General features: G+C 71.6%; 6 protein-coding genes and 1 pseudogene. 4 read left to right on the forward strand and 3 right to left on the reverse strand.

Features of this window, described 5'->3' with window-relative positions; translation table 11 throughout:
• Positions 1-151: 151 nt before the first annotated feature.
• The 3 genes and pseudogenes from BJF79_RS37425 to BJF79_RS37435 all read left to right on the forward strand — a co-directional run bounded on the left by BJF79_RS37425 (position 152) and on the right by BJF79_RS37435 (position 9,272).
• Complete coding sequence (locus BJF79_RS37425; protein WP_075904532.1) at positions 152-2,113, forward strand: acetoacetate--CoA ligase; 1,962 nt, start codon at positions 152-154, stop codon at positions 2,111-2,113.
• A 309-nt stretch (positions 2,114-2,422) separates the two neighbouring features.
• The gene (locus BJF79_RS37430) at positions 2,423-4,012 is read left to right on the forward strand and encodes a serine/threonine protein kinase (protein WP_075904490.1); all 1,590 of its coding nucleotides are present in this window, start codon (positions 2,423-2,425) and stop codon (positions 4,010-4,012) included.
• A gap of 405 nt (positions 4,013-4,417) precedes the next feature.
• A pseudogene (locus BJF79_RS37435) lies at positions 4,418-9,272 on the forward strand (NAD-glutamate dehydrogenase).
• 349 nt (positions 9,273-9,621) lie between these two features.
• On the opposite strand, the gene BJF79_RS37440 reads toward BJF79_RS37435, so the two are convergent.
• The 3 genes from BJF79_RS37440 to prfB form a co-directional block, all read right to left on the reverse strand.
• The gene (locus tag BJF79_RS37440; protein WP_075904492.1) at positions 9,622-9,921 is read right to left on the reverse strand and encodes a hypothetical protein; all 300 of its coding nucleotides are present in this window, start codon (positions 9,919-9,921) and stop codon (positions 9,622-9,624) included.
• Positions 9,921-10,355, reverse strand: a complete 435-nt coding sequence (locus tag BJF79_RS37445; RefSeq protein ID WP_075904494.1) for a hypothetical protein — start codon at positions 10,353-10,355, stop codon at positions 9,921-9,923. The genes BJF79_RS37440 and BJF79_RS37445 overlap by 1 nt, the downstream gene beginning before the upstream one ends.
• 271 nt (positions 10,356-10,626) lie before the next feature.
• Positions 10,627-11,730, reverse strand: coding sequence for a peptide chain release factor 2 (prfB, locus tag BJF79_RS37450; RefSeq protein ID WP_410050194.1), 1,104 nt, complete (start codon positions 11,728-11,730; stop codon positions 10,627-10,629).
• Positions 11,731-11,874: 144 nt separating this feature from the next.
• On the opposite strand from prfB, the gene BJF79_RS37455 reads away from it, so the two are divergent.
• Entirely contained in the window at positions 11,875-13,098 is a 1,224-nt protein-coding gene (locus BJF79_RS37455) for a hypothetical protein (RefSeq protein ID WP_075904498.1), read from the forward strand.
• Positions 13,099-13,158: the final 60 nt, after the last annotated feature.

Raw genomic sequence — 13,158 nt, forward strand, 5'->3', positions numbered from 1 at the left:
TCGAGAAGGGAAGTGTGTGGGCGACCGGTATTGCGCGTGACCTGCGGCGGGATGGCGGACGGGCGCGCGGCGGCCGGGTTGCGCCGAGGTGCGGCCCGCGACGAATATGGGGAGCGTCGCGTGGTCGGGGCGCGGCGGGAAGGCGGAAGAGATGTCGGCTGAGCACACCGTCGCCGAAGGCGCACCGCTCTGGGAACCGTCCGAGCAGGTCGTCGCGAACGCGCGGGTGACGCACTTCGTCCACTGGCTGTGGGACCGGGGCGTCCTCACCGAGACCTACGACGACCTGTGGCGCTGGTCGGTCACCGAGGTCGACGCCTTCTGGGACGCGGTCTGGACGTACTTCGACGTCGTCGGCGAGCGCGGCGACGGGCCCGTCCGCACCGGCGGACCCATGCCGGTGGACGGCCTGCGCTGGTTCCCCGGCACGACGCTCAACTACGCCGCCAACGCCCTCCGGCGCGCCGAGGAGACCCCCGACGAGACTGCGGTGATCTTCCGGTCGGAGGCGGGCGGGCACCGCGTGCTGTCCTACCGCGAGCTGGCCCTGCACGTCGCCGAGGTCCGCGCGGGCCTCGCCGACCTCGGCGTCGGCAAGGGCGACCGGGTCGCCGCCTACATCCCGAACATCCCCGAGGCGCTGGTCTGCTTCCTCGCGACGGCCTCGCTCGGCGCGATCTGGTCGTCGTGCTCGCCCGACTTCGGGTCGTCCTCCGTCATCGACCGGTTCGCGCAGATCGAGCCGAAGGTCCTCATCGCCGTCGACGGCTACGCCTACAACGGCAAGACGTTCGACCGCCGCGACACCGTCCGCGAGATCGAGGCCGAGCTGCCGACGCTCGCCGCGACCGTGCTCGTCCCCTACCTCGACCCGGCCGCGGGCCCCGACGGCCTCCGCGTCGGCATGCACTACGCCGACCTGCCCCGCGCCGACCACGACACTCTCGAATTCGAGCCCGTCCCCTTCGACCACCCCCTCTGGGTCGTCTACTCCTCCGGGACGACCGGGCTGCCGAAGCCGATCGTGCACGGCCACGGCGGCGTCGTCCTCGAACACCTCAAGGCCCTGTCGTTCCACCAGAACATCGGCCCCGGCGACGTGTTCTTCTGGTACACGACGACCGGGTGGATGATGTGGAACTACCTGATGGGCGGCCTCCTCGTCGGGTCCGCGATCGTCATGTACGACGGTGCGCCGCTCGACCTGTGGCGGCTCGCCGCCGACAACGGCGTCACCTACATGGGCGTCGGCGCGCCCTACATCACCGCCTCCGCCAAGGAGGGCCGCCGCCCCGGCGAGGAACTCGACCTCTCGGCCCTGCGCGGCATCGGCTCGACCGGGTCGCCCCTCCCGCCCGAGGGTTTCGCCTGGGTGTACGAGTCCGTTCGCAGCGACATCCTGCTCGGCTCGTTCTCCGGCGGCACCGACCTGTGCACCGGTTTCGTCGGCCCGTCCCCGCTGCTGCCGCTGCGGGCGGGGGTCATCCAGTGCCGCGGCCTCGGCGCCAAGGTCGAGGCGTACGGCGACGCGGGCGGGCCCGTGATCGACGAGGTCGGCGAGCTCGTCATCACCGAGCCCATGCCGTCCATGCCGGTGTTCTTCTGGAACGACGACGACAACGCCCGCTACCGCGACTCGTACTTCGACATGTACCCGGGCGTCTGGCGGCACGGCGACTGGCTCAAGATCCTCCCGGACGGCGGCTGCGTCATCTACGGCCGCTCCGACTCGACCCTCAACCGCGGCGGCGTCCGCATGGGGACGTCCGACTTCTACCGCGTCGTCGAGGCGTTCGACGAGATCACCGACAGCCTCGTCATCGACACCGGCCGCCTCGGCCAGGAGGGCCGGCTGCTCCTCTACGTCCAGCTCGCCCCGGACGCGTCCCTGGACGACGACCTGCTCGGACGCCTGAAGCGCGAGATCCGGTCGGCGCTGTCGCCCCGGCACGTCCCCGACGAGATCGTCGCCGTCCCCGGCATCCCCCGAACCCTCTCCGGCAAGAAGCTGGAGGTCCCCGTCCGCAAGATCTTGCAGGGCACCCCCGTCGACCAGGCCGCCAACCGCGACTCCATGGCCAACCCCGAGGTCCTGACCCACTTCACCCGCTGACGCACGCCGCCCGGCGCCCGTCGCGGACGGCGTCGCGGACGCCCGTCGCGGGCGGGCGTCCGGGCGGTCTCGCCATCTGGGAACGGTCGCCGAATGATCTCGCGGTCCGTCGGTGTTCGGCACTAAGGTAAGAGCTTGCTCATACGTGTCCGATCGGAAGTGCTGGGTCAGAACGCACCTTATGGCCCCATGGCCGGGTGAACTTCCCGCCCGACTCGGACGTCACACTGACACGCACAGCGCTGGTCTGCAGTGATCGCGCCGGTGGTCCGCTCGACCCGGGCGATCAGGAGAGGGACGGTTCCACGCATGGAGGTTGGGGCGCTGCGATCCGGGGACCCGGAGAGGCTTGGCTCCTACGCCCTGATCGGCCGGGTGGGCGAAGGCGGTCAGGGCACGGTCTATCTCGGCGAGGACGAGGACGGCCGGCAGGTCGCGATCAAGCTGCTGCACGCCGAACTCGAAGAAGACGACAAGGCGCGCGCGCGGTTCCTGCGGGAACTCGACGTCGCCAAGCAGGTGGCGCCGTTCTGCACGGCCCAGGTGATCGACGCCGACGCGAACGGCGAACGTCCGTACATCGTCAGCGAGTACGTGCCCGGCCCGTCGCTGAACCAGCACGTGACCAAGGACGGTCCGCTGGTGGGCGCGGCCCTCGACCGGCTCGCGGTCGGCACCGCGACGGCACTGGCCGCCATCCACCAGGCGAAGATCATCCACCGCGACTTCAAGCCGCACAACGTCCTGCTCGGCCCGGACGGTCCGCGCGTGATCGACTTCGGGGTGGCCCGCGCGATGGCGGGCGGCACCACGCTGACCAGCCGGGTGATCGGCACCCCGTCGTACATGTCGCCCGAGCAGATCGGCGGCGACGAGGTCGGCACCCCCTCGGACGTCTTCTGCTGGGCGGCCACGCTCGTGTTCGCAGCCACGGGGGAGCCCCCGTTCGGGCAGGACACCATTCCCGCGGTGATCAACCGGATCCTGCACGAGGACCCCGACCTCGGTGACCTGGACGGTTCGCTCCGCGGCCTCGTCGCCGACTGCCTGTGCAAGGAACCGGAGCTGCGGCCGACGGCCCGGCAGGTGCTGATGCGGCTGCTCGGCCACGAAGAGGCCGCCGTTCCCGCACCGGTCGCCGTCGTCCCGGAGGACACCGACGACCCCGAGGCGACCGCGATGCTCGCCGCCGGGTCCGTCCGCGCGGCCGAGGCCGACGACGGGTACGAGTACGAGGACGACGAGGAGTACGCAGCCCCGGCGTACGGCGCCGCCGCCTTCGAGGACGACGCCGACCCCGTCCGGACGGGCGACCTCGACCGCACCCAGGCCGTCGACGCGGGCACCCTGCCCGGCGGCGCTCTCTCCGCGGACACCCTGTCCGCCGACGCCCTGCCCGGCGGACCGTCCGGGGGCGGACGGCCGACGCTGCGGCAGCTCATCGAGAGCTCCGGCCGTTCGGCCGCACTGGCCGGTGTCGCCGCGCTGTTCGTCGCGATCGTCGTCGTCTCCTCGGTGATGATCTTCAGTTCGGGCGACGACGGCAAGGCCGGCGAGCACGTCGGCGACCCGACCGTCCCGCCGATGTCGGACAGCAGCACCCCCTCGCTGACGGTCCCGACGAACACGATGCCGGAAGAGCCGCTGCCCGACAGCCCGAGCTACACGCCCGACCCGTCCTACGACACGTCCTATCCGGACACCCCGAGCCCGTCCGGCTTGCCGAGCACCAGCGAGAGCCCGACCGCCGACCCCACGGTGTCCGACGACCCCACCGACACGCCGACCACCAGCGAGCCCCCGCCCAGCACGGATCCCACCGACGGCCCCGGCGGCCCCGGCACCGAGGAGCCCGACCCGCCGACCGGCGGCACCGACCCGGAGACGGGTGCCTCCTGAAAGCCGCGCCCACCGCCCCCGGGAAGGTTCCGCCCGCCCGGGGGCGGTGGGCGCTTCCGGCACATCGAGAGCCTGACCTTGTGAAAGGTCCGGCCGCCGCCGAACGGCGGTTCGCCGTCGGCGACATGAACACATAGCCTTTGACGACTGCTTGACGTGCCTATGCCGGGGCATGTGCCTACCTTGGCCACCGCGATCGCGTGCGAAGCCGTACCCGGCTTGCGACAATCGGAGCGCGTGGCGAGCCCCTGGGCGAGCCGGAACGAGGCGGCGGACGCCGCACGAGGTCCGGTGGCGGAGGGCCTCCAGGGCCCGACGCGGAGATGCCGCAACGAGCATGGCCTGGCTACGCTGGCGCATGAGCAGCGCCACAACGGGGTGGCGGAGTCTCTAAGGGAGTTGTTGATGGGCGGCAAGCTCGACCAGGCCAAGGACGATCTTCTCCGGAGGGCCGCTGAGACGTGCGTCCAGCGTCCGGGGTCGCGCGGGGGCGACGTCGAGGAGACCCTCGCGTACCTCCGGCTCTACTACCGGCATGTCGCGCCGGAGGATCTCCTCGAACGGGATCCGGCCGACATCTGCGGCCCGGTGATGGCGCACCGGCTGCTCGGTGAGGAGCGGCCGCAGGGACGCCCGAAGGTGCGGGTGTTCACGCCGTCGGTGGAGGAGTACGGCTGGGACCCGGGGCACACGGTCGTGCAGGTCGTCACCGACGACATGCCGTTCCTCGTCGATTCGGTGACGATGGAGCTGAACCGGCACCAGCTGGCCGTGCATCTGGTCGTGCACCCGCTGCTGGGCGTCGACCGGGACGTCGCGGGCCACCTGAAGGGGTTCCGCGGGAAGCTCGACGACGACGGCGACATCGACGAGTCGTGGATGCACATCGAGATCGACCGGACGAGCGACCGGGCGATGCTCGAAGGGCTGGAGCGCGACCTGCTGCGCGTCCTTCAGGACGTGCGGGTCGCGTTCGAGGACGGTCCGAAGATGCGGGCGCGCGCGCTGGAGATCGCGTCGTCGGTCCGCGGCGACGGGTCCGCGCTGCCGGAGAAGGAGCTCGCCGAGGGCGTCGAGCTGCTGGACTGGCTGGCCGACGGGCACTTCACGTTCCTCGGTTACCGCGACTACACGCTGGTCGAGGACGGGACGGCGCTGCGGCCCGAGCCCGGGACCGGGCTCGGCATCCTGCGCGACGACACCCGCGAGTCCCGCAGTTTCGCGGCGCTGCCGCCGGAGGTGCGGGAGAAGGCCACCGAGAAGCGGCTGCTGGTACTGACGAAGGCGAACTCGCGTTCGACCGTCCACCGCCCGCTGTACCTCGACTACATCGGGGTGAAGAAGCTCGACGCGTCCGGCGAGGTGGTGGGGGAGCGCCGGTTCCTGGGCCTGTTCACGCACGTGGCCTACAGCGAGTCGATCGCGCACGTGCCGGTCCTCAAGCGCAAGCGCGAGGAGGTCTTGGAGCGGTCCGGTTTCCCGGCCGACAGCTACGACGGGCAGGACCTCATCGAGGTGCTGGAGGGCTACCCGCGCGACGAGCTGTTCCAGATCTCCGTCGACGACCTGCTGGGCATCGCGCTCGGGGTGCTGCGGCTGCGGGACCGCCGCCAGCTCCGGCTGTTCCTCCGCAAGGACATGTACGGCCGGTTCATGTCGTGCATGGTCTACCTGCCGCGCGACCGGTACACCACGCAGGTCCGGCTGCGCATCCAGGGGATCCTGAAGGAAGCGTTCGAGGGCGTCAGCGTCGACTACAGCGCGAACGTCACCGAGTCGCTCCTGGCGCGCCTGCACGTGGTCGTGCGGGGCGAGCGCGGCCGTCCGCTGCCCGACGTGGACGTCGACGACCTGGAGGCGCGGCTCGCGGCGGCGACCCGCTCCTGGGGGGACGACCTGGCCGACGCGGTCCTCGAACTGTTCGGCGAGGAGCTGTCGGGGACGCTGTCGCGGCGGTACGCCGACGCGTTCCCCGAGGGGTACAAGGCGGACTTCCCCGCCCGTACCGCGGTCGCGGACGTGCGGTTCCTGGAGGAGCTCGGCCCGGACGCCGACACGTCCATCAACCTGTACGAGCCGTTCGGCGCGGGGCACGGCGAGCGGCGGCTGAAGATCTACCGGCTGGGCGAGCCGATCTCGCTGTCGCGCGTCCTGCCGCTGCTGCAGAACATGGGCGTCGAGGTCATCGACGAACGGCCGTACGAGATCAACACCGCGGACGGCAGGCGGTTCTGGATCTACGACTTGGGGCTGCGGTACGCGCCGTCCGCCGACGTGCCCGAGGAGTCGGTCAAGGAGCTGTTCCAGGACGCCTTCCGCGCCCTGTGGCGCGGCGAGATCGAGAACGACGGGTTCAACGCGCTGGTCCTGCACGTCGGGCTGAGCTTCCGGCAGGCGATGATCCTGCGGGCGTACGCGCTGTACCAGCGGCAGGCGGGGACGACGTTCTCCAAGCGCTACGTCGAGCAGGTGCTGCTGCGGAACGCGCAGATCACGCGGCTGCTGGTGCGGCTGTGGGAGAGCCGCTTCGCGCCGTCCCTGTCGGGCGGGGAGGACGAGCGCAGCCTCGGCATCGCCGAGGAGCTGCAGGGCAAGCTCGACGAGGTCGCGAGCCTCGACGAGGACCGGATCCTGCGCGCCTACCTCGCGATGATCCAGGCGACGCTGCGCACGAACCACTACCAGCACAAGCCGTACCTGGCGCTGAAGCTGGACCCCGAGCGCATCCCCGACCTGCCCGAGCCGCGCCCGATGTACGAGGTCTTCGTGTACTCGCCGAAGGTCGAGGGCGTGCACCTGCGCTACGGGGCGGTCGCGCGCGGCGCTGCGCTGGTCGGACCGTCGCGAGGACTTCCGCACCGAGATCCTCGGCCTGGTGAAGGCGCAGGCCGTGAAGAACACGGTGATCGTCCCGGCGGGCGCGAAGGGCGGGTTCGTCGGCAAGCAGCTGCCCGACCCGGCCGTGGACCGGGAGGCGTGGCAGAAGGCCGGCGTCGCCTGCTACACCGACTTCATCTCCGGCCTCCTCGACATCACCGACAACCTGGTGGACGGCAAGGTCGTGCCCCCGCCGGACGTGGTGCGGCACGACGGCGACGACACCTACCTGGTCGTCGCGGCCGACAAGGGCACCGCGACGTTCTCCGACATCGCGAACGGGGTCGCCGCCGAGTACGGGTTCTGGCTCGGCGACGCGTTCGCGTCCGGCGGGTCCGTCGGCTACGACCACAAGGGCATGGGCATCACCGCCCGCGGCGCCTGGGAGTCGGTGAAGTACCACTTCCGGACGCTCGGCAAGGACACCCAGGCCGAGGACTTCACGGTCGTCGGGATCGGCGACATGTCCGGTGACGTGTTCGGCAACGGGATGCTGCTGTCGGAGCACATCCGCCTCGTCGCCGCGTTCGACCACCGGCACATCTTCCTCGACCCCGACCCGGACGCGGCGTCGTCGTTCGCCGAACGGCGGCGCCTGTTCGACCTGCCGCGCAGCACGTGGGCCGACTACGACACGACGCTGATCTCCAAGGGCGGCGGCGTCTTCCCGCGGACCGCCAAGTCCATCAAGATCACCCCGCCGATCCGGGCGGCGCTCGGCATCGCCGAGGGCGTGGCCGCGCTGACCCCGTACGAGCTGATCCGGGCGATCCTGCGGGCCCCGGTCGACCTGCTGTGGAACGGCGGGATCGGCACGTACGTCAAGGGTTCGGCCGAGACGAACGACGCGGTCGGCGACAAGGCGAACGACCCCGTCCGGGTCGACGGGGCGGAGCTGCGCTGCCGCGTCGTCGGCGAGGGCGGCAACCTGGGGCTGACGCAGCTCGCCCGCATCGAGTACGCCCGGACCGGGGCGGACGGCGACGGCGGTCTCGTCAACACCGACTTCATCGACAACTCCGCCGGGGTGGACACCTCCGACCACGAGGTCAACATCAAGATCCTGCTGGACCAGGCGGTCCGCGACGGGGAGCTGACCGGCAAGCAGCGCGACAACCTGCTGTACGAGATGACCGACGAGGTCGGACGGCTCGTGCTGCGCGACAACTACGCGCAGAACGTGGTGCTCGCGGCGTCCCGGCTGCAGGCATCGTCGATGCTGCACGTCCACGCCCGGCACATGCGCAAGCTGGAACGGGACGGGCGGCTGAACCGGCACCTGGAGTTCCTGCCGGGCCACAAGGCGATCGCGGAGCGGCGGCAGTCCGGGCTGGGGCTGACCGGCCCCGAGTTCTCGGTGCTGCTGGCGTACGCGAAGCTGACGCTGGACGCCGAGGTCGTCGCGTCCGACCTGGCCGACGACCCGTACCTGGAGTCGTGGCTCGTCGACTACTTCCCGACGCCGCTGCGGGAACGGTTCCGCCCGTACATGGACCGGCACCCGCTGCGCCGCCAGATCATCACCACCGCGGTCGTGAACGACCTGGTCAACAACTCCGGTTCCTCGTTCGTGTTCCGGATGAACGAGGAGACGGGCGCGTCGTCGTCCGACATCGCCCGCGCCTACCTGGTGGCCCGGGACGTGTTCGACATGCCGCGGTTCTGGCGGTCGGTGGAGGGCCTGTCGCGGCAGGTCGACCAGTCCACGCAGATCGCGATGCTGCTGGAGGCGCGGAAGCTGACCGAGCGCGGCGCGCGCTGGCTGCTGCACAACCGGCGGCCCCCGTTCGACATCCGGGAGACGATCGACTTCTTCGCGGGCGGTGCCGCGACGCTCAGCGCGCAGCTGCCCAAGCTGCTCACCGGGCAGGACCTCGCGGCGTTCGAGCAGCGCCGCGACGGGTTCGCCGAACGGGGCGTCCCGGGTGAGCTGGCCGAGCAGTGCGCGATGCTGGTCGCCGCCTACAGCACGTTCGACCTGGTGGGCATCGCGCACGAGACGGGACGCCCGGTCGAGGAGGTCGCGGAGGTGTACTTCGACCTCGCCGAGCGGCTGCAGCTGTCCCGGCTGCGGGAGCGGATCATCGCGCTGCCCCGCGACGACCGGTGGCGGTCGATGGCGCGGTCCGCGCTGCGCGACGACCTGTACACCGCGCACGCGGCCCTCACCCGCGACGTCCTGGTGACGAGCGAGCCGGGCGCGCGGCCGGAGGAGCGGCTGGCGCACTGGGCGGAGAAGAACAAGACGGTCGTGGACCGCGCCCAGCAGATGCTCGGCGAGATCTGGGAGGGCGAGGGGTTCGACCTGGCGACGCTGTCGGTGGCGCTGCGGTCGGTCCGCACGCTCGTCACCGGCAGCTCGCTGCCGCCCGCCGAATCCTGACCGGCGGCCGGTGACCGATTGGTCACCGGCCGGTGACCGGACGGACGTGACGCGCCGTCCCGTCCCGCTTGACATGGGACGGGACGGCGCGCACGGCACAATCGAAGGACCCGCCGGGTGCCGGACCGCTCCCGCTGCAGCGGTCGGGAAGAGCGGGACGGCCCGGCACCCGACGGAGATCAGAGGCCGCGCGCGGGCTCGACGGAGCCGTGCGCGGCGGACGGCCTGCGCGACCGGGGCACCTGGGTTCAGGCTCCCCGGGCGGCGACGGCCTTGCGGTACACGCCGGCGACCATGGCTCGGCCGTCCGGCGGAACGACGGCCAGGTACTGCGTGAGGACCGTCGTCTTCAGGCGTGTCCTGGCCGATCCGGCCGGGCGAGCCCGACGAGATCACCGCTTACCGCCAGGCTGCCCCGTTTTGCGGCGGAGTATGCCTCATGCTGCTTCATCGCGTACCAGACGAGCGCGCCGCCGTCCTTCGTGCGCAGCGCGTGCACCCGGTAGGCGGCCGGCGCGAACGTCGACGACAGCTTGACGCCCTGCCCGGCGAGCGATTCGGTGACTTTCCGCAGCGCCTGGTACGCGCGGCCGGTGGTGGGCCCGTCCGCGAGCGCCGCGGCGCCGGACGCGTCCGGCCCGCCCGTCATCAGCGCGGCGTCGACGCCGGGATCCGCGCGGGCGCGATGGGCAGCCCGTCCGCGTCCGGCGAGACCGGTTCGGCGAACCCGCCGCCGTCCAGCTTCACCCGCTCCAGGGCGCCGTCGCCGGGCGCCGGGTCGGCGGCGAGCAGCCACGGCCCGCCCGGCTTCTCCTGCGTGAACAGCATCGCGTGCGGCCGGGCGCCCGCGCCCTTCCCGCCGCCCGCGCCCACCGCGAACCAGCGCGGATGGCCTTCGAGCCGGGGGATGAAGAAGGTCGTCTTCGCGAAGTCCAGTGTGGGCGGCCGCTTCCGGAGCGCCCGGTACTTCTTGAACATGGCGGCTTCCATGGTCAACTGCGGGTCGGTCTGGATCCCGGTCAGCGCCTTGCCGCTGCGCTTCCGCGCGGCCCGGTCGGCCGCGGCGGTGTAGGACTTCAGCACCTGCTCGGCCTGCGCCCGGCTCAGCGCGGGCGGCTCGCGACGACGCGGCGGTCGGGTTCTCGCCGCACCCCGCGACGCCGCCGCCCAGCAGGCACGGCACCGCCAGCGCGGCGGCCGCCGCGCGAGAACGTGTGCGCGCGTGCGGACGCCCGTCGGTGCGTCCGGTCGTGCGTGCGGGCATACGGTTCCCCCGGATGGAAGCGGCGAGCTGAGTCCATCCGGAATCATCGCAGAGTGACCACCCGATCACTCTGGGAACGCGAGAAAAAGATCAGGTTCCGGCTTCCTGCTGCCGCATCCAGCGGATCTCGGCCTCGATGAACTCGTCGATCTCGCCGTCCAGGACGGACGAGGGGTTGCCCGCCTCGACGCCCGTGCGCAGGTCCTTCACGATCTGGTACGGGTGCAGGACGTAGTTGCGGATCTGCGTGCCCCAGCTGCTCGTGCCCTCGCCGCGCAGGGCGGACATCTTCTCCGCCTCCTCCTGGCGCTTGCGCTCCAGCAGCTTCGCCTGCAGCACGTTCATCGCCGTCGCCCGGTTCTGCAGCTGGCTCCGCTCGTTCTGGCAGGACACCACGATCCCGGACGGCAGGTGCGTGATCCGCACCGCCGAGTCGGTCGTGTTGACGCCCTGCCCGCCCGGACCGGACGACCGGTACACGTCCACCCGCAGCTCGTTCTCGTCGATCTCGACGTGGTCGCTCTGCTCGACGACCGGGACGACGTCCAGCCCCGCGAACGACGTCTGCCGGCGGCCCTGGTTGTCGAACGGGGAGATGCGGACGAGCCGGTGCGTGCCGTGCTCGCCGCGCAGCGTCCCGTACGCGTAGGGGGTCTTCACCGTGAACGTCGTCGACTTGATCCCGGCCTCTTCGGCGTAGGACGTCTCGTAGATCTCGGTCGGGTAGCCGTGCCGCTCGGCCCAGCGCAGGTACATGCGCTGGAGCTGCTGGGCCCAGTCGGCCGCGTCGATCCCGCCGGCCTGCGCGTTGATGGAGACGAGCGCCTCGCGGGCGTCGTACTCGCCCGACATCAGCGTCCGCACCTCCAGCTGCTGGACGGCCTTGTGCAGGTCCTCCAGCTCGCCGTCGGCCTCCGCGCGCGTGTCGGGATCGTCCATCTCGGCGGCCAGCTCGTACAGGGTCGCGGCGTCCTCCAGACGCTGCCGCAGGCCCTCGACCCGGCCCAGCTCGCTTTCCAGGTACGACAGGCGGCGGGTCACCGACTGGGCGCGCTCCTGGTCGTTCCACAGGTCGGGGTCGGCGGACTGCTCGCGCAGCTCGGCGATGTCGCGCCGCATGCCGTCGAGGTCCAGCACCTGCTCGATGCCGGACAGGGTCGCGCCGAGCTCCTTGAGTCGCTCTTCCGGTTCCATGCCTGCCACGCTTCCGAGCTTATCGCCGTCCCGGCAGTGCCGGGGGCGCCCGCCCCATACCCTTGGTGGCAGAATCGGTGAAACGGGAGGGCCCTTCCGGACGGCCTGAGCGGCAGGCGAACGTCGGGCCCGGGGGACGGAGCTTTGCACACGATCGCGCGCGCGCTGGCGGCCGTCATGCTGCTGGTGCCGGTGGCGGCAACGGGTTGCGCTCAGCAGAGCGCGCCGGAGGTGCGGCCCACCGCCGCCATGCCCACGCCCTCACCGCCCGAACCGGTCGACCTCACCCCCGAGGTCGCCAAAGAGACCTTCCGTACCTATGTCATCAACGAGGACGTGGCGCGCGCGGCGGGCGACGAGCGGCTCGCACTGACCTGGACGTCCGACGGGCAGTCCCAGCTCACCGCCGCCGAGTTCCGCAAGGCCGCCTACGACGGCGACCCCGTGCGCCGGTTCGACTACGGCAAGCCCGAGCTGTACGTCCCCGAACTGCGCGAGGGCGGCTACCCGCAGTGGTTCACGGCGTCGGTGAAGCGCTCCGTCGTGGGTGACGCCGACAGCGAGCGCCGCGTGCTGATGTCGTTCATTCTGCGCGGCGCCGACCGCCGCTGGTCGCTGACGAGCGTCGTCGTGGTCGACCGCAAGACCGAACTGCCCGAGATCGCGATCGACGACGACGGCTACGCGGAGGCGCTGGCCAGCGACGACACGTCCGTCCTCATCCGGCCGCAGGAGATGAGCGGCATCCACGCGACGATGGCCGCCGAGGGCGACGGCAGCGTCGCCGCCAAGGTCATGGAGGCCGGCTCGCGCACGAGCGGCTACTACGAGCGTGCGGAGAAGGCGAAGGAGAAGGCCCGCGAGGACGACCTGACGCTGACGGTCGTCCCGACGGCGACGCCCTTCCCCTACTTCGGGCTGCGCACCGAGGACGGCGGCGGCCTGATCATCTACTCGCTGTACCGCAACTCCTCGCTCACCTCCGAGGCGGCCCCGGACGATCCGGACGCGCCCCGGCCGGAGATCCCGGACGAGGCGGAGCACCTGCTCGACGGCACCGTCGAGGGGAACAAGGTCGACACGGCGTCGACGCTGCACTTCGCCGCCTACGACCCGCCGCGCGCGGACGGCGAGGAAGGCGAAGAGGACGGCGGCGAGGGCGGCGGGTCGCCGTCGGCCGAACCGTCGTCGAGTGCTTCGCCGAGTGCCTCGCCGAGCGCGGACCGTCCGTCCGGTGACGGCGCGGAGAAGAAGGACGGCGAGAAGAACAAGGACGGGGAGCGCGCGGACGCCGAGCGCAAGGCGCGGGTCGTCGGCGACAACGGGGCGGTCACCCGCGCGTCCACGCCGGCGCCGAAGAAGAACTGACCGGCCGCTGACCAGCGGTTTCACGGCTCGGAACCGGCCGGAATCACGGGCGTGCGCCGG

It is taken from the genome of Actinomadura sp. CNU-125, from assembly GCF_001942465.1.
Lineage (GTDB): Bacteria > Actinomycetota > Actinomycetes > Streptosporangiales > Streptosporangiaceae > Spirillospora.